Here is an 18,115-nt window from a genome sequence, read left to right on the forward strand (position 1 = left end):
AATAATTAATATTGAAGCTGGTAGCGGCAATTCAAATTTCAAAAAAAATGAATTATAATATAAAAAATATACTTGTCGTATGTTGTCTCTTAATTGTGGCAATGGGTTGTAGCGAGGATACTATAGACAATTTTGATCAAGGTACATTGACAGGTATTGTAGTGGCTGAAGGCACTAATCTTGCACTAGAAAACGTAAAAATTTCCACTAATCCAAATACAAGTACCGTTTTTACAAATGAAGATGGAGAATTTATTATAGAAGAGATTTCTGTTGGTCAGTATTCTGTACAAGCGGAAATAGATGGCTTCCTAACAGCTTTTGAAGCTGCAGAAATACAATCCGGTTCTACCGTAAATGTTGTTTTTGAACTTGATGTAGAAACAGCAAATAACAGACCTCCAAATACACCAATTTTAATAAATCCAACAAATAACGAAAATAATGTTCCGTTAAATACCACTTTGGTCTGGACGGGAAGTGATCCTGATGATGATGATATAAGTTATACAGTTGAATTAAGAAATAGCTTTGATGATGAGATTTTATCATTTTCTACAGTAAACGACACAATGGTAAATGTGTCTGGTTTAAGATTTGGCCTTAAATATTTCTGGCAAGTCGGTGCTGAGGACGATATTAATGATGAAATTAGCCAAAGTGAAGTAGGCGTGTTTGAAACTATCCCTTTCCCGGAAAACCGCTATGTTTTTACGCGTAAAATAGAGGGGAATAACGTTATTTTTTCTACTGACACAGATGGAAATGAGCTAATGTTAACTTCATTAACATCTAATAGTTTTAGACCGCGTCAAAATAATATCGACGATAAAATTGCGTTTCTTTCAAATTCAGGATCAGAAACTCATATTTTCATAATGGATAAAGACGGTTCTAACAAGACACAAATTACTTCACAAGTTCCTGTAAACGGCTTTAAATTAGATGAAGTAGATTTTACGTGGACACAAAATGGCGAACGTTTAATCTATCCTAGTTTTGACAGGTTATTTTCAATAAACATAAATGGTGAAGGTCTTCAACAGGTATATGAAACTACAGACGGTAGTTTTGTGACTGAAGTAGTTATCAGCGAAGACGAAAGTATTATGGCACTAAAAACCAATAATATAAATGGGTACGATGTGTCTATATTTACAATAGATACGAGTACAGGGACTATATTAAACAATGTGCTTTCTGGTGTAGATGGAGCCGCTGGAGGTCTTGACATTTCTGTGGATAATCAATCTGTGCTATATTGGTATGATGTTTCAGGATTTGAAAGTGCAAATTACAGACAATTGAATTCAAGAATATTCTTATTCGATAGAAACACCAATACCGCAGTAGATTTGTCTGATGATAAGATTAATGGTACAAATGACTATGACTGTAGATTTACACCTAACGAAGCTCAGGTGATTTTCACTAATACATCTAATGATGGAATTTCTCAGAAAAACATCCTAATAACAGATACGGAACCTAATGATGTGGGGTTTGAAAGAATTTTGTTTATAGAAAATGGGAAAATGATCGATTTTGAATAAACTTTAAATAATTTTTTAAAAGGCTCCAATTTAGATTGGAGTTTTTTTTAACAAATTTCAAATGATTAATAAAGTTAAATTCGATTATGCTAGGTATGTACTCAAAAAAAATGCTGTCAAGAAGAACGACATATTATAAAGTGAAATTGTGTTTTTTTATTTTTGTGGGGTCATATTAAGATAAGACATTTGGTATTAATTACGTTTTATTCAAATTATTTTTAATGTATTGAGTTTACAATTTCAAAAATAAATAAAAGCCGTTCTTTTAAGAACGGCTTTTATGATTAATACTTTCTTTAACGCAATATATAATATTAATTAGATTGAGTCACGGTAGAAGTATTCAGGTTACCTGTCTGTGTAACTGTACTGACATGACTCATTCCGGTTTGAGTTACCGTACTCATATTAGTATTTCCAGATTGAATAACAGAACTAGAAGACCCCATACTTAAGATGCCAATTAAACCTTGGTTAGTAGTAGCTGTATTTCCATTGCCAGTTTGTAAAACATCAGACATGTTGCTATCACCAATTTGGTTAGATGTAACAAAGTTACCATCACCTGTAGTGCGCCCTGCGGTCATGTTATCATTACCAATTTGTAAAAAGTTATAGGTGTTATTATCTCCTATAATATTTGCACCTTCACCTGGTAAGAAATCATCAGTGGCATTGTTATTATTTCCTTCCTGTGCCCAAGTCACTGTATTGGTGTTTCCAGTAACATCGATTAATGAACTATTATCGTTGCCATCTCCAAAGATATTAACCCCTTGCCTCATAGTTACTGTGTTACCATCACCAAGAATTTCAGTGACATTATTGTTTCTGTCACCAAATTGCCTTACCGCTGTGGTATTGCCGTCCCCATTTATGCGATTCACCACACGGTTATCCAAGGCGCCACCAATTAAATCTTGATTAACACCTGAAGTATTATTGTCCCCTACCTGTCTAACAAAGGCTTCATTATCTGTACCGTCTTGATTTGTAAAAACCTCATTATCATCACCTATCTGTCTTTGTTCTGAATCATTATTCCCTGTAGCTTCAAAGGCATTTTGATATGTAGTTGCAGTATTATTATTACCATCTTGGTACTGAATATTTGTATTATCTACTCGTTCCTGATCTACGAAAGTGTTATTTCCGTCTCCTAATTGAGTTTGAGAAGAAGTATTATTCCCACCAAAAGATCCAAGATTTTGTACTGCTGTCGCATCGTTTCCGTCACCTTCCTGATACTGAGTACTGGAGTTTACATCTTCTTCTTGATTAGTAAAAGCAGTGTTTCCGTTACCAATTTGATCTTGGTCTACAGTACCACCTCTTGATTCGAAGATAGTAGTACCTTGCTGTGATGTTGCAGTATTGCTATCACCTGTTTGGTCTTGGTTTAAGGTGTTGTCTGTACCGTCTTGTTGTCCATTAGCGTTATTACCATTACCTGTAGTACGGCCTGCCATCATATTATCATCACCGACTTGAGAGTAATCATAGGTATTACCATCACCAATAATATTAACACCCTCACCTGGTAAAGTGTCATCACCTGCATTATTACGGTTACCTACTTGTTCCCAGGTAACACTGTTATCATCACCATTAACGTCAATTAACGAACTGTTGTCGTCACCAACTTGGTCCATATCAACCTCGTTTCTGTCACTATTACCACCTACTTCCGTAACATTGTTATTACGGTCACCGTCTTGCAATAGATCAGTTGTATTATCATCACCATTTATTCTTAATCTATAACGGTTATCATTTCCAGCTTGCACCGCATCAGAATCATTCATGTTTCCAGTTTGACGCATGTTGGCATCATTTGAGTCACCAGTTTGAGTAAGATCTAAATCGTTATCATCGCCAACTTGGCGACCAAATCCATCATTGTCATCACCTGTTTGAGAAATTCTCATTTCGTTCCCGTCTCCAATAACATTAGCACCGTTTCCAGGTAAAAAATCGTCACCTGCATTATTACGGTTACCATTTTGATCAAAATCAACAAGATTCATGTCACCATCTATATCAACCAATGCACTGTTATCGTCGCCAACTTGATCTACGTAAGCTTGGTTCGTATGACCTGTAATTTCGGTAACATTGTTATTGCGATCACCAAGCTGACTCAGGGTTGTGATATTGTCGTTACCAAACATTCTTGTTCTAGCTCGACCGTCATTACCCACTTGAGAAACTTGAGAATCATTATCATTTCCATTTTGTGTTAGTTTAGAATCATTGAAATCTCCGTCTTGCAAATTGCCTGTTGTGCCATTATTACCGGCAAAATTATTATTCCCTGTTTGTGTTGCCTCAGAGATATTATCATCACCAAACTGTTCTGTCTTTTGGCTGTTATCGTCTCCAGTTTGAGAAACTATTGAAGAATTGCGCTCAGCAACAAGTGCTGGTAAATCCCATTGTAGCACAATCGATCTGTTGGTATTACCTTCTTGTGTCACTTTACTTTCGTTGTCATAACCAAGTCTAGAAGTACCTCCCAAAGAATTGATTTGTCCCTGACTCACCCTTGAAAGGTTGTTGTTTCCCCCACACTGAGTCACGGTGCTCATATTCAGTTCATTAACTTGAAATACTTTCGACCGGTTGTTTCTTCCGTCAGAATTAACAATACTTGTGTTTAAATCACCACGTTGTCTTACTGTAGAATTGTTGATCTCACCTGTTTGGGTAACCGTAGAGGTGTTGTCGGCACCTTCTTGCTGCACATCACTTTCATTAGTTTGTGCGAACATTAAAGCTCCACACATTAGTGTTGCTGCACTTAAATAAATTTTTTTCATTATAAAAAATTTTTGGATTAATTAATAGCTTTTCAATTATGCCATTTTCATAAACTAAACTAACTGACAAATTGTATAATTGTTTGAGATGTATATGAGTATAATAGCATAATTATCAATAAGATACAGCATGTGTCGCTATTGCTAAATTCTATACGTCATATAGCAAAAAACGATGTTGAAATGCACTAGTTCTAAGGTCCAGTTTTTGTTTTAGAATTACGTTCAACAACAATTGAAAAAAAGTTGATTAAAGAAGACTTTTTAGATTTTCTATTTACGATAGTATAAAGCAGATATAGGTAAGAGAACTATCTATTAAATTTTTACGGGCTTATATTAAGATAAGAAGCTTGGTTTTAATCAATTTTCAATTAAATGATTTTTAATGAATTGGGCTTACAATTTAAAAATAGAATAAAAAAAAAGCCGCTCAAAAGAACGGCTTCTTCTTATTTCAACTTAAAATATTCTTTGGATATTTTAAGCTAAAATTTCCATTTTAGTTAGACTGTGTAACTGTAGAAGTATTGGAGTTACCTATTTGACTAACAGTACTCATATGTCCATTTCCTGTTTGTAATACAGTATTTGTGTTTATGTTACCCATTTGTAAAACTGTACTTGTTGACATGTTGCTTAGGCTACCCATTATACCCTGATCTACATTAGACATGTTACCATTTCCAGTTTGTGTTAAGGTAGAAGTATTGCTGTCACCCATTTGGTCTGTGAAAGAAGTGTTTCCATTACCCGTTTGAGTAGTGAATGCTTTATTCAAATTACCATTAATACGAGCAAAACCATCATTGTTGTTTCCAGTTTGCAAGATTTCAATCTTATTGTTATCTCCAAATATGTTTGCTCCATCACCAGGTAAAAAGTCATCTCCAGCATTGTTGCCGTTGCCTAGTTGTACAACATCTATATCGTTGTCATTACCTTTTTCTACATCAACAAGTGCACTGTTATCGTTACCTTGCTGATCTACCAGTATATTGTTATCGTTACCAAAAGCTTCTGAAACATTGTTGTTGCGATTTCCTACTTGATTGACAAAAGTAATATTGTCATCACCATTGAGTCTAACAATAGCACGTCCATCATTTCCTTGCTGAATTAAGTCAGAATCGTTACCGTCTCCTATTTGTCTCAAAAGAGTTTCGTTTCTGTCACCTTCTTGGAAAACATCGTTAAGGTTTCCATCACCTTTTTGGTAAACATCAGACTCGTTTAGTTTTCCAATAGTAGTATTAGAATCCCATTGTAAAACAACCGATCTGTTAAGATTACCTTCCTGAGTTACAGTACTGGTATTGTCACGTCCTGTTCTTGAAGTGCCACCGCTACTACTAATCTGTCCTTGGCTTACTCTAGATGAATTGTTATCTCCACCGAATTGAGTTACGGTACTAACGTTGTTTCGATCTACCTGACCAACCTTGGATCTGTTGTTTCTTCCTGTAGAATTAACAGTACTGGTATTGGCATTACCACGTTGTTTAACTTCGGAGTTGTTGATAGATCCAGTTTGAACCACAGTTGACTGATGATTGTTCCCTTCTGATTCAACAGTGCTTACATTGGTTTGAGCAAAAGTCACTGCTCCGATCATTAGTGCTGCTGCACTTAAATACATTTTTTTCATAATAAAAAATTGATTAATTAATAAATAATTGCGGTTAATAAATTGGGTTAATAGCATACTATAGCAGGGTCAACGTTGTTGATCTATAGTAACAATAATGCAAAAAAAATTTTGCGGGTAAAAAAACAGTAGTACTAAAATTCTTTCAATTAAAGCTACTTAAAACATTGGCAATTAATTATTTAATTCGATGAAAAGCTAAAATATTTGATTAAGTTCAATTTATTTAACGATTAAGCAAAATTCTATACATTGGAAATTTATTTTTTCAAAAATGTATAATAGATTTAAAAGAGATTAATTACTACGTTATCGTTGAAACATCATTTAAACTACTTTATTTCAGTCAGTTAATTTCCATTTTTGATAATACAATCTGTTATGTATTAACCTTTAATTTGCAGAATAAATTTTGGCATTCTGGTAGTCACTGAATATTGATGCAAGAATAAAGGGTAAGTTATAGACTTTAAAAAATATAAATTGACTATTAATTCTGAAATTAGTACATTTAATATTATAATAAATTCATATTTATAATTGTCACCGCCTCAACTACCATGCTAAAGAAAATATTAATAGGTCTAACTCTAATATTATTATTAGTTAATTTTTATACCGTTAGTGAGTATACGGCTTACGATAGGCGATTGGTAAACTTAATTTCCTTATCATGTTACTTTTTGATTTTTATTGTTACTGGCGGCACAAAAAAAATTCTACTTTTATACAGTATGCTTGCATTTGTAGGAACAGACTACCTGCTTTTATATTACGAAACTAATGACGTAATAGCTAAAGTGATTCCAGTATTAAAAATAAGTGTATATTTTATGTTAACCGTAAGTGTTTTTGATAAAGTAAGATTACTAAACCACAAATTATCTATTACAGTTGCTTTTGTCTCCATAATAGTTTTAAATCTTGTATGGATGTTTAATTTAATATGGGATAAATCAGAGAAGTTTAATGATAGTTTTGAATTCGCGTTGCACTTTTTATATGGGCTAATTATGGTTTGGATGTGTACTATAGCTATTAATTGTTATCTAAGATTTAAGACAAATAGATCACTCTTTTTCTTGATTTTTATTCTCGGTTTGGTTTTATCTGACGCTGCCTGGTTTATAGCCTATTATTATAACTTTAATTTCTTTTTCTATGTGTATACCATTTTTTATTTAGTAGGACTGGCTTATTTAATTAGATATGCTGAAACTGAAAATAAAGAAGATGATGCATTTATGGCAGTACTATAGCCTTATAATATGATTTTCTGGAAACCATCTTTTGTTTTTTAAATAAAACCTTTTATCAGTAAAAGGAAAGTACAAGTTATTAAGCTATCGAGTATAAAAATAACGCTAAAAAATTTTAAGTTAGATACACCACTGATTTTGTAGAATCGGATACTTTGTCTCAACTTTCTGTCGCTTATCATTATCCAGAGTATAAAGACTAAAAAGAATTTTGTACTTATGGCCAATAACAATTCCGGATTTATTATAGTAACCGTTAACGTTACCAAAAAAGAGTATAAAGCTATTGATTTGTAGTAATTGAATATAGATGCCACTTGTCTCCGCATGTAACCTAAAACGTTAATTTCTAAAAAAATATTTTCTTCGCACTAAAGAAATTCTCAAAACTATAAAATCCATAAAATATCGTACTTTTGAAATTCAATTTCAGAAGATACATGCTAGAGAAAATTCAGATTATAAAACAACGCTTTGATGAGGTAAATGACCTAATCATTCAGCCAGATATTATATCAGATCAACCACGTTACATAAAATTAAGTAAAGAATATAAGGACCTAAAAAAGGTTGTGGACAAAGGTGAAATTTACAAAGATGTTTTAGAAAACATTTCTGAAGCCGAGCAGCTTATAGCCAATAGTGAAGACGAGGAAATGGTAGAAATGGCAAACATGCAATTAGAAGAAGCCAAGGAAGCCTTGCCAAAACTCGAAGAGGAAATCCGCTACATGCTCATTCCTAAAGACCCAGATGATGCTAAAAACGTTGTGGTTGAGGTACGTGCCGGAACAGGTGGTGACGAAGCCAGTATTTTTGCGGGAGATTTATTCAGAATGTATTCTAAGTACTGTAGCGACAAAGGCTGGCGGGTTGATGTGGTGAGCCAAAGTGATGGAACATCGGGTGGATTTAAGGAAATAATTTTCGAAGTTTCTGGTGAAGATGTCTACGGAACATTAAAATTTGAAGCGGGTGTACACCGTGTACAGCGTGTGCCACAGACCGAAACCCAAGGTCGTGTTCATACAAGCGCAGCCACCGTAATGGTATTGCCTGAGGCTGAAGAAATTGATTTTGAATTGGATATGACAGAAGTACGTATTGAGCGTACTACTTCAACAGGTCCAGGAGGTCAGTCCGTAAACACTACATATTCTGCGATTAAATTGCACCACGAGCCAACAGGTATGATTGTGAGTTGCCAAGATCAAAAATCATCTCACAAAAATTTAGAAAAAGCCCTTAAAGTTTTGCGTTCTCGTTTATATGAAAAAGAATTGGAAAAACAACGAGAAGCGGATTCTGCAAAGCGTAAGAGTATGGTAAGTTCAGGTGACAGAAGTGCTAAAATTAGAACTTATAATTACGCGCAAGGACGAGTTACTGATCATAGAATAGGCTTAACACTCTATGATTTATCGAATATTATAGATGGCGATATTCAAAAAATAATAGACGAATTGATGTTGGCTGAAAATACAGAGTTATTAAAAGCTAACGACGACGTAATTTAAAACACAAGCCTCTTTTGAGGCTTTTTTCATTGTATAATGACAACAAACCAACTAATAACTCAAATAAAAAAAAAGAAATCCTTCCTCTGTATAGGGCTGGACGTAGATTTAAATAAAATCCCAGAGCATTTATTAGTGGAAGAAGATCCAATTTTCGCATTTAATAAAGCGATTATTGATGCTACACATCATTTGTGCGTAGCTTACAAACCTAATACTGCATTCTACGAAGCTTATGGGATAAAGGGCTGGCAAGCTTTAGAAAAAACGATCAATTATCTTAACGAAAATTACCCTGAACTTTATACTATAGCAGATGCCAAACGTGGAGATATAGGCAATACAAGTTCCATGTATGCCAATGCATTTTTTGAGGATTTAGGTTTTGATAGCGTAACCGTTGCACCATATATGGGAAAGGACTCTGTCGAGCCTTTTTTAGCTTTTGAGGATAAACATACTATACTTCTGGCATTGACTTCCAATGAAGGAGCTTTTGATTTTCAGACTAAAAATATTGATGGAAAAGAACTTTATAAACAAGTTTTAGAGACTTCAAAAAACTGGAAAAATTCTCAAAATCTAATGTACGTGGTTGGAGCAACCAAAGCTGAATATTTAGCAGATATAAGGAATATAATTCCAGATAATTTTTTGCTGGTGCCAGGCGTTGGAGCACAAGGTGGAAATCTTCGAGAAGTTTGCAAATACGGAATGAATGATTCGGTTGGACTATTGATTAACTCTTCGAGAGGTATAATCTACGCATCTCAAAATGATGATTTTGCTCAAGCTGCGGCAAAGAAAGCTGAAGAGATGCAGTTACAAATGAAAGCTGAATTAGAAAATCATTCGCAGGAATGATAATGACGCGGGAATCTCAACAACCTGCGCTAAAATTAGCAGATTGCCACAGAAAATAAATTTTCTTCGCAATGACTCATATAGACCAACTTAATCGTACCATTAAACTTAAAGGGACTCCGAAGCGAATAATTTCATTGGTGCCTTCCCAAACGGAATTGTTGGTAGATTTAGGTCTTGAAAATTCAATCGTTGGTGTTACAAAATTCTGCATTCATCCAGAAAATCTTAGAAAAGAAAAGACGGTAGTTGGAGGTACTAAACAGATTAAAATTGAAAGAATAAAAAACCTTCAACCTGATATTATCCTTTGTAATAAGGAAGAAAATACCAAAGAAATAATTGAGCAACTTTCTGGTGTAGCTCCAATTCATATTAGCGATATATATAATCTAGACGATTGTTTTGAACTTATTAACATGTATGGAGGCATATTTCAAGTTCAAGAAAAAGCACTTAAAGTTATTAATTCTATAAAGAATGAAATACAAAAGTTTAGGGCACATTTCCAAGATAGAATTAAACAAAAAGTAGCTTATTTTATATGGAAAAATCCTTGGATGGTAGTTGGTAGTGATACATTTATAGATTTCATGGTAACAGAAGCAGGATTTGAAAATGTTTTCAAAAACAAAGCTCGATATCCAGAAATTACTCTCGATGACACTATGCTAAAAGAAGCTGATGTAATCTTTTTATCAAGTGAACCTTTTCCATTTAATGAAAATCATGTGGCTGGACTCCTGGAAAAATTCCCGAATAAACATATAGTAATTGTAGATGGCGAATTGTTTTCGTGGTATGGAAGCAGATTGCTTAAATCTTATGAATTTTTTAGGGTGTTGAGAAATAAACTTAGCTCATAAAAAAAAAGCCAGTATTCTCCAATACCGACTTTTTAACTAACGTTTTTAAACTAACTAAAGACTTAATATCTTCTTTTGCATTACAAATATGCTATCTTTTTTAAGTTTCAATGTTATGTTAACTTTAGCAGATAATTAAATGTAGTTTAATAACTTAGTTAAAATTTGTTGTCATGAGAGGTTTTGTTTTACTGTTTTTTACAGTTATATGTTTTTCATTTTCACCAGCACAATCACAACAATGTGTTTGTTGTAACGAGAAGCATGCTGAATTCGATTTTTGGCTTGGCACGTGGGAAGTAACCAATCCAGATGGCTCTAAAGCCGGAACAAATGTTATCGAAAAAATTCAGGATAAATGTGTTTTGCAAGAAAATTGGACGAGTGCTTCACCTGGTTATACAGGAACAAGTAATAATTTTTATAACCTGAAAACCAAACAGTGGGAACAAATTTGGGTTGACAATAAAGGAGCGACACTCCACATGAAAGGCAACAAGATTGGCAACCAAATGATAATGACAACTGAAGATGAAACCAACAAAGAAGGTAAAGTGTTTTTTCATCGTATTACCTGGACAGACATTGAGGATGGGACAGTACGTCAACTCTGGGAAACTATTACTGATAATACTGAAGTAACCGTAGCTTTTGACGGTTTATACAAAAAGAAAAAAGATTGAAAAATTAAACCAAGACGGATGGAGATACGTCTTCTTCAACTATAAAAGATAATTTATTGAGTTCGTTAAGGACCTTTTTGGCTTCATATTCGGATATGTCGCTTAATGCATGATCAGTTTGCCTCAGATTATAGGCACGTTCCATCAACCGTAAATAGCGGTTTTTTAGTTTTTGCCTTTTTAGGACAAGTTTATTTAAAATTTTAGATGACAAAATGATTGATTTTTTTAAACCATTAAGCTAATAAAAAAAATCTATTAGACTGCTAATAATATTTTATACAGCAAAAAATAAAATTTTTTAAGTGTAACAAAATCAATCTTGTAGAGCAAAAACCCTCCTTAATAAATCTGTTGTTCTAGAAGATACTTTGTTTCGTATTTCCTTTTCTTCAATCGCAATCATAGTATAAACACCTTTTAGTGCTTCATTTGTAACATAATCCGTTAAATCTGGATTAACATTATTGGTAAATGGAATTGAGTTATATCTATTAATGAGATTCTCCCAGATTTGGTCTGCACCAACTTTAGAAAATGAATTGTCTATAACTGGTTGGAATTTATTATAAAGTTCTGTTTGTGTTCTGGAGGTCAGATATTGTGTTGCGGCATCATCAGCTCCAAGTAATATGTTTTTAGCGTCGTTAAAAGTGATGCCTTTTACAGCATTTACAAAAATAGGAGTTGCTTCTTTTACGGCATCTTCCGCAGCTCTGTTTAACACTTTTAAGCCTTCATCAGCAAGATTATCCAAACCAATATCTCTCAACGCTTTATCTACTTTCTGCAGTTCAGCTGGTAATAGTATTTTTACCAGTTCATTTTTATAAAAGCCATTTTTTTCTGTGAGCTTGGTCACTTGTTTGTCAATACCAAAATCCAGAGCTTGTCTTAGGCCAGCTGCCATATCGGCTTCACTTAAAACTCCACCTTGCGGTAATTGTCCAATAACATCTTGTAGCTCTGCACAGGCCGTTAAATTAAAAACGATAAGTAGGGCAAAAATTCTTTTAATCATGACTTTAGGTTTTCTATATTTATCAAAGATAAATTATTATAAATGAAACTTTTTCAATTATTGTACCTATTGTTTATTGTGGTTTTTTTCGGCTGTAATTCTTCTAAAAAGGAAAATGAAATTGAAGATCAAGCCAATAGAAATAAATCATCTGAGCAATATCTTACTATTCTCGGTGTCGCTCAAGACGTAGGTTATCCACAGATAGATTGTGAGAAAGAATGTTGTAAACTTGTTTATAATGGAGTCGACGATAAAGAAATGGTTTCAAGCTTAGGTTTGGTAGATTTGAAGTCGAATAAGAAGTGGTTATTTGATGCAACACCAGATATAGCCCAGCAACTTCATAATTTAAAGAAAAATCATCTTGATAATGGTAATGTCATTGATGGTATATTTTTAACCCATGCGCATATAGGCCACTATACAGGTCTAATGTTTTTGGGAAGAGAGGCTTTGGGCGGAAAACAGATTCCGGTCTATGCAATGTCCAGAATGAAAAGTTTTCTTGAAACTAATGGTCCTTGGGAGCAGTTGGTAGAACTTGAGAATATAAAGTTGAATGCACTAAAAAATGATTCAACTATAATATTAAATAAAAATCTAAAAGTCAAACCTTTTAAGGTACCACATCGCGATGAATATTCAGAAACTGTAGGTTACAAAATTGAAGGGAAAAAGAAATCTGCACTATATATTCCAGACATTGATAAGTGGAATAAATGGGAAAGAAATATTATAGACGAAGTTAAAAAAGTAGATTATGCATTCTTAGATGCGACATTTTTTAAAGAAGGGGAGTTGTCAAGACCAATGAGCGAAGTGCCACATCCGTTTATTCAGGAAACTATTAATTTATTTGAAAAGGAATCAGCAGAAACAAAATCTAAAATTTATTTTATCCATCTAAATCATACCAATCCTGCACTTCTGGACAATAGTAAGTTAAAAGATAGCATTCAAAATCTTGGGTATCACTTTGCGAAACAGGGAGCAAATTTTGAACTATGAGGATTTATATAATTCCTAATTAATGCTATAATTTTTTCGATATTCCGTAAATTTGCCACTCTTAAAAGCAAGAATAATACGGATGGAACAAATTGCACCATATAAGCCAAAACATAAAGTAAGAATAGTAACTGCAGCATCACTTTTTGATGGTCACGACGCAGCGATTAACATCATGCGTCGTATCATACAATCTACAGGTGTAGAGGTGATTCATTTAGGTCATGATAGAAGTGTAGAAGAGGTTGTAAATACAGCCATTCAAGAAGATGCAAATGCGATTGCCATGACCTCTTACCAAGGTGGTCACAATGAATACTTTAAGTATATGTATGATTTACTTAAGGAAAAAGGTGCAGGACACATCAAAATCTTTGGTGGAGGTGGAGGTGTAATTCTTCCTGAAGAAATAAAAGAATTGATGGATTATGGGATTACCAGGATCTATTCACCAGATGATGGAAGAGAAATGGGATTGCAGGGCATGATTAATGATTTGGTAAAACAGTCTGATTATGCAATTGGAGATGAGCTTAACGGAGAAGTGAAAATCTTAAATGAAAAAAATCCAAAAGCTATTGCAAGGGTCATATCTGCTGCAGAGAATTTTCCTGACGTGGCTAAAGATGCTTTAGAAACCATCCATGATAAGAATAAAAATTCAACAACTCCTGTACTCGGAATTACAGGAACTGGTGGAGCAGGTAAATCGTCCTTGGTTGACGAACTTGTTAGGCGATTTTTAATTGATTTTCCTGAAAAGACAATTGGTTTAATATCAGTTGATCCGTCTAAACGAAAAACAGGAGGTGCATTGTTGGGTGATAGAATTCGAATGAATGCCATCAACTCGCCACGCGTTTATATGCGCAGTTTGGCAACTCGTCAATCGAATTTGGCGCTTTCAAAATATGTCAATGAAGCAATTGAAGTATTAAAGGCCGCGGAATACGATTTAATCATTCTTGAGACTTCTGGAATCGGCCAGTCTGATACAGAAATAATGGAGCACAGTGATGTGGCTTTATATGTTATGACGCCAGAATTTGGAGCTGCCACACAGCTTGAAAAAATTGACATGCTCGATTTTGCAGATTTAGTGGCCATAAACAAATTTGATAAACGCGGCTCGTTAGATGCGCTTCGAGACGTGAAAAAACAATATATGCGTAACAATAATCTTTGGGATATTCCTCAAGATGAATTGCCAGTATATGGAACAATTGCTTCACAATTCAATGATCCAGGAATGAATACGCTTTACAAAGCTATAATGGATAAATTGGTTGAAAAGTCCGAAGCTGATTTAAAATCAACATTTCATATATCTGATGAAATGAGCGAAAAGATTTTTGTGATTCCACCATCACGTACACGCTACCTTTCTGAAATCGCAGAAAATAACAGAGCTTACGATAAAACAGCAAGCGAACAAGTTGAAGTCGCACAAAAGCTCTACGGAATTTATAAAACGATTTGTTCAATAGCTGAAATATCAAATGAAAGTGAGAAATCTCTTCTTGATAAACACGGATTGAACAGTGATGAAATACTGAATCAAACTCAAGACGATAAAAAGGATTTTATTAAGTTACTTATTGCCGAATTTGACCGAGTAAGGTTAGACTTAGACCCTTATAATTGGGAGGTCATTACAGGTTGGGACGAGAAAGTCAACCGATATAAAAATCCAATTTATTCTTTCAAGGTAAGAGATAAAGAAATAAAGATTGAAACTCATACCGAATCACTATCCCATACACAAATTCCCAAAGTAGCGTTACCGAAATACCAAGCTTGGGGTGATATTTTAAGATGGTGTTTGCAGGAAAATGTTCCTGGTGAATTTCCATATACAGCAGGATTATATCCTTTTAAAAGAACAGGCGAAGATCCAGCCAGAATGTTTGCCGGCGAAGGTGGACCAGAGCGTACCAACAGACGTTTTCATTATGTCAGTGCAGGCTTACCTGCAAAAAGGCTTTCTACAGCTTTTGATAGTGTAACACTTTATGGAAATGATCCAAATTTACGACCAGATATTTACGGTAAAATCGGTAACGCAGGTGTTTCTATTTGCTGTTTAGACGATGCAAAAAAACTGTATTCAGGATTTGATTTAGCAAGTGCTATGACTTCTGTGAGTATGACTATTAATGGTCCTGCGCCAATGCTCTTAGGCTTTTTTATGAATGCAGCCATTGATCAACAATGTGAAATTTACATTAAGGAGAACGGTCTCGAAAAAGAAGTTGAAGCTAAAATTGAAAAGCTTTATAAAGATAAAGAACGTCCAAAATATAATGGTGAATTACCTGAAGGAAACAATGGCCTCGGCTTAATGCTTTTGGGATTAACGGGAGACCAAGTGTTACCTGCGGATGTTTACAACGAGATTAAAACAAAGACCATAGCTCAAGTTAGAGGAACGGTCCAAGCGGATATCTTAAAAGAAGACCAAGCGCAAAACACGTGTATTTTTTCAACTGAGTTCGCATTACGATTAATGGGAGATGTACAAGAATATTTCATTGAGAACAATGTTCGAAATTTCTATTCAGTTTCCATTTCTGGTTATCATATTGCAGAAGCTGGTGCAAACCCAATTACGCAATTAGCATTGACGTTATCAAACGGATTTACTTATGTAGAGTACTACCTTTCAAGAGGTATGGACATCAACAAGTTTGGACCAAACTTATCATTTTTCTTTTCAAACGGTATCGATCCAGAATATGCGGTCATTGGTCGTGTAGCACGTAAGATTTGGTCTAAAGCCATGAAGAATAAGTATGGAGCCAACTCACGAGCACAGATGCTTAAATATCATATTCAAACTTCTGGTCGTAGTTTACATGCTCAGGAAATTGATTTTAATGATATAAGAACTACGCTTCAGGCACTTTATGCCATTTACGATAACTGTAATTCATTGCACACAAATGCTTACGACGAAGCCATTACAACGCCAACAGAAGAGTCCGTAAGACGTGCAATGGCAATTCAATTGATTATCAATAAAGAACTAGGACTGGCTAAAAACGAAAACCCGATTCAAGGTTCATTCATTATCGAAGAATTAACTGATTTGGTAGAAGAAGCAGTTTTACTTGAATTTGACCGAATCACAGAACGAGGTGGAGTATTGGGAGCTATGGAAACCATGTATCAACGCTCTAAAATACAAGAAGAAAGTTTGTATTATGAAACCTTGAAACACAATGGTGAATTCCCGATTATTGGTGTCAATACCTTTTTAAGTTCCCAAGGATCACCAACAATACAACCAAAAGAAGTCATAAGAGCTACCGAAGAAGAAAAGCAATTTCAGATTAAGACCCTTGAAAATCTTCATGATGCCCATGATACAGATGAGTTGTTGAAAAATTTACAAAATAAAGCCATAAATAACGAAAACATTTTTGAAGCCTTAATGGATGTTTGTAAAGTATGTTCTTTAGGTCAGATTACTTCAGCATTATTTGAGGTAGGTGGTCAATATAGACGTAACATGTAAGCAGGATTCCAATTTTGGAAAGCTTGCGCATTCAAAATTGTGAATATCGCTTATCCCGAACTAGCTTCGGGATCTCAGAGAACCACTTTTTCCTTTTTGGAAAAAGGTGTTTGAATTGCTCATTGTGATACTTATCGAAGGATCACAAGATTTCAAAATTATAAATTCTGGTGTATAATTCTAAAATTGAATGAGCATTCATAATTACTAAAAAATCAATTTATGTCATTCAAAAAACTTCATCCGTTATTAAAAGAATCTTTAGAGAATGAAGGTTTTGAAAACTCCAACGCTTTTCAGAAGAAAGTGCTACCGGTTTTAAAAGGTGGTAGTGATACATATATCATCGCACCAAAAGGAAAAGGAAAAACTACAGCACTCATCATTGCTACGATTCATAAGTTAAAAGCCACGGCTTTTGAGGATTCGCCACGAGCCATAATTGTTGTAAAAGATAAAGCGGATGCTTTAAATTTAAAAGATGAATTTGAAAGATTTACCAAAAACACAGATTTAAGGATTTATACGCTTTATGACGAATACGATATTGAAAAGCAAAAAACTGAAATTTATCCAGGTCAAGATATTGTTATTGCAACACCAGCTAGATTGAGCAAAATTTATTTTTTAAATGGAATTCATTTAGGGCAAATTCAAATTTTCGCGATTGAAGATGCAGATTATTTGGGCAGAAATAATGCCTATAATCAGATACTACGTCTTTCTGAGAGCCTAGATAAAGGCCAGTTTGTAATTACTGCAGATGAAATGAATTCTAAAATTCAAAATTATCAAAATTCATTTATGGGTAATGCGCGTTTAGTAAAAGCAAAATAGCTGACTACAATGTCATCATCCAACTACGTTGCAATTTTCTGAATTTTTTGAGTTCGCCTTTAAGAATAGGTAAATAATCCTTGCCGTTACTATTTGAGCGTTCTAGCCTACGACAATTGCTGTAAAGTTTGGAGGTTAGACGATCTAAACTTTCTAAATGCTTATGTTTTTTATCTGAAAAGCGTTCACGTTCAGCATTGACGATTTCTGGAGCAAGACAATTGGATTGCTGCACAATATCTCCAGAAAAATAAATGTTATTATCTTCTGTACCATCTTCGCTCAAATATGACAAATCCTGATTAAGATATGTTGATATGCTTCGGGAGAGCACAATAATATCCATTGCCTTTCTATATATTGGCAGATCAGATAGATGAGATGGAAGATTGTAATTCATTTTTCAATAGCAATTACACGAAATTACTAACAAGAATTCTTATCTAACTTTTTTATTTAAAGCAAATGACTATATTTACCTTAAATTATATGTTAATTATTGTTAATTGGTTTAAAT

At 34.1% G+C, this 18,115-nt stretch carries 14 protein-coding genes; 9 read left to right on the plus strand and 5 right to left on the minus strand.

The window, feature by feature from the left end; translation table 11 throughout:
- The first annotated feature begins 47 nt into the window (after positions 1-47).
- Positions 48-1,553 (plus strand): carboxypeptidase regulatory-like domain-containing protein, encoded by a 1,506-nt coding sequence (locus HM983_RS11635; RefSeq protein WP_179345609.1) that lies wholly within the window; start codon positions 48-50, stop codon positions 1,551-1,553.
- Between the two features lie 317 nt (positions 1,554-1,870).
- Here the strand turns inward: HM983_RS11635 and HM983_RS11640 are convergent, their stop codons facing one another.
- Positions 1,871-4,375: a hypothetical protein gene (locus tag HM983_RS11640; RefSeq protein ID WP_179345610.1), complete on the minus strand. Its 2,505-nt coding sequence runs from the start codon at positions 4,373-4,375 to the stop codon at positions 1,871-1,873.
- Between the two features lie 502 nt (positions 4,376-4,877).
- Positions 4,878-6,023 (minus strand): hypothetical protein, encoded by a 1,146-nt coding sequence (locus HM983_RS11645; protein ID WP_179345611.1) that lies wholly within the window; start codon positions 6,021-6,023, stop codon positions 4,878-4,880.
- 560 nt (positions 6,024-6,583) lie between these two features.
- Between HM983_RS11645 and HM983_RS11650 the strand changes: the two genes are divergently transcribed.
- The 5 genes from HM983_RS11650 to HM983_RS11670 all read left to right on the plus strand — a co-directional run bounded on the left by HM983_RS11650 (position 6,584) and on the right by HM983_RS11670 (position 11,212).
- On the plus strand, positions 6,584-7,282 hold the full coding sequence (locus HM983_RS11650; RefSeq protein ID WP_179345612.1) for a hypothetical protein: 699 nt from the start codon (positions 6,584-6,586) through the stop codon (positions 7,280-7,282).
- Between the two features lie 440 nt (positions 7,283-7,722).
- On the plus strand, positions 7,723-8,799 hold the full coding sequence (gene prfA, locus HM983_RS11655; RefSeq protein ID WP_179345944.1) for a peptide chain release factor 1: 1,077 nt from the start codon (positions 7,723-7,725) through the stop codon (positions 8,797-8,799).
- 36 nt (positions 8,800-8,835) lie between these two features.
- Positions 8,836-9,663, plus strand: a complete 828-nt coding sequence (pyrF, locus tag HM983_RS11660) for an orotidine-5'-phosphate decarboxylase (RefSeq protein WP_179345613.1) — start codon at positions 8,836-8,838, stop codon at positions 9,661-9,663.
- A 71-nt stretch (positions 9,664-9,734) separates the two neighbouring features.
- Positions 9,735-10,529, plus strand: coding sequence for an ABC transporter substrate-binding protein (locus HM983_RS11665; protein WP_179345614.1), 795 nt, complete (start codon positions 9,735-9,737; stop codon positions 10,527-10,529).
- Positions 10,530-10,702: 173 nt separating this feature from the next.
- Positions 10,703-11,212: a hypothetical protein gene (locus tag HM983_RS11670; RefSeq protein ID WP_179345615.1), complete on the plus strand. Its 510-nt coding sequence runs from the start codon at positions 10,703-10,705 to the stop codon at positions 11,210-11,212.
- 4 nt (positions 11,213-11,216) lie between these two features.
- On the opposite strand, the gene HM983_RS11675 is transcribed toward HM983_RS11670, so the two are convergent.
- Both HM983_RS11675 and HM983_RS11680 read right to left on the minus strand, forming a co-directional pair.
- The gene (locus tag HM983_RS11675; RefSeq protein WP_179345616.1) at positions 11,217-11,426 is read right to left on the minus strand and encodes a Lacal_2735 family protein; all 210 of its coding nucleotides are present in this window, start codon (positions 11,424-11,426) and stop codon (positions 11,217-11,219) included.
- 102 nt (positions 11,427-11,528) lie between these two features.
- A complete protein-coding gene (locus HM983_RS11680) occupies positions 11,529-12,233 on the minus strand; it encodes a DUF4197 domain-containing protein (RefSeq protein ID WP_179345617.1) in 705 nt (234 codons plus the stop codon).
- Between the two features lie 42 nt (positions 12,234-12,275).
- On the opposite strand from HM983_RS11680, the gene HM983_RS11685 reads away from it, so the two are divergent.
- The 3 genes from HM983_RS11685 (at position 12,276) to HM983_RS11695 (ending at position 17,598) form a co-directional block, all read left to right on the plus strand.
- Positions 12,276-13,244, plus strand: coding sequence for an MBL fold metallo-hydrolase (locus tag HM983_RS11685; RefSeq protein ID WP_179345618.1), 969 nt, complete (start codon positions 12,276-12,278; stop codon positions 13,242-13,244).
- Positions 13,245-13,326: 82 nt separating this feature from the next.
- Complete coding sequence (locus HM983_RS11690) at positions 13,327-16,761, plus strand: methylmalonyl-CoA mutase family protein (protein WP_179345619.1); 3,435 nt, start codon at positions 13,327-13,329, stop codon at positions 16,759-16,761.
- Between the two features lie 222 nt (positions 16,762-16,983).
- On the plus strand, positions 16,984-17,598 hold the full coding sequence (locus HM983_RS11695; protein ID WP_179345620.1) for a DEAD/DEAH box helicase: 615 nt from the start codon (positions 16,984-16,986) through the stop codon (positions 17,596-17,598).
- 4 nt (positions 17,599-17,602) lie between these two features.
- On the opposite strand, the gene HM983_RS11700 is transcribed toward HM983_RS11695, so the two are convergent.
- Positions 17,603-17,998, minus strand: a complete 396-nt coding sequence (locus HM983_RS11700; protein WP_179345621.1) for a hypothetical protein — start codon at positions 17,996-17,998, stop codon at positions 17,603-17,605.
- Positions 17,999-18,115: the final 117 nt, after the last annotated feature.

The sequence above is a fragment of the Winogradskyella ursingii genome, assembly GCF_013403975.1.
Classification (GTDB): Bacteria; Bacteroidota; Bacteroidia; order Flavobacteriales; family Flavobacteriaceae; genus Winogradskyella; species Winogradskyella ursingii.

What these genes read in the sequence shown, in the direction of transcription:
- HM983_RS11645 (WP_179345611.1), bottom strand. Translation starts at nt 6,023, where the DNA reads ATGAAAAAAATGTATTTAAGTGCAGCAGCACTAATGATCGGAGCAGTG.
- HM983_RS11690 (WP_179345619.1), top strand. Translation starts at nt 13,327, where the DNA reads ATGGAACAAATTGCACCATATAAGCCAAAACATAAAGTAAGAATAGTA.
- HM983_RS11650 (WP_179345612.1), top strand. Translation starts at nt 6,584, where the DNA reads ATGCTAAAGAAAATATTAATAGGTCTAACTCTAATATTATTATTAGTT.
- HM983_RS11665 (WP_179345614.1), top strand. Translation starts at nt 9,735, where the DNA reads ATGACTCATATAGACCAACTTAATCGTACCATTAAACTTAAAGGGACT.
- HM983_RS11685 (WP_179345618.1), top strand. Translation starts at nt 12,276, where the DNA reads ATGAAACTTTTTCAATTATTGTACCTATTGTTTATTGTGGTTTTTTTC.
- HM983_RS11695 (WP_179345620.1), top strand. Translation starts at nt 16,984, where the DNA reads ATGTCATTCAAAAAACTTCATCCGTTATTAAAAGAATCTTTAGAGAAT.
- pyrF (WP_179345613.1), top strand. Translation starts at nt 8,836, where the DNA reads ATGACAACAAACCAACTAATAACTCAAATAAAAAAAAAGAAATCCTTC.
- HM983_RS11635 (WP_179345609.1), top strand. Translation starts at nt 48, where the DNA reads ATGAATTATAATATAAAAAATATACTTGTCGTATGTTGTCTCTTAATT.
- HM983_RS11680 (WP_179345617.1), bottom strand. Translation starts at nt 12,233, where the DNA reads ATGATTAAAAGAATTTTTGCCCTACTTATCGTTTTTAATTTAACGGCC.
- HM983_RS11700 (WP_179345621.1), bottom strand. Translation starts at nt 17,998, where the DNA reads ATGAATTACAATCTTCCATCTCATCTATCTGATCTGCCAATATATAGA.
- HM983_RS11670 (WP_179345615.1), top strand. Translation starts at nt 10,703, where the DNA reads ATGAGAGGTTTTGTTTTACTGTTTTTTACAGTTATATGTTTTTCATTT.
- HM983_RS11640 (WP_179345610.1), bottom strand. Translation starts at nt 4,375, where the DNA reads ATGAAAAAAATTTATTTAAGTGCAGCAACACTAATGTGTGGAGCTTTA.
- prfA (WP_179345944.1), top strand. Translation starts at nt 7,723, where the DNA reads ATGCTAGAGAAAATTCAGATTATAAAACAACGCTTTGATGAGGTAAAT.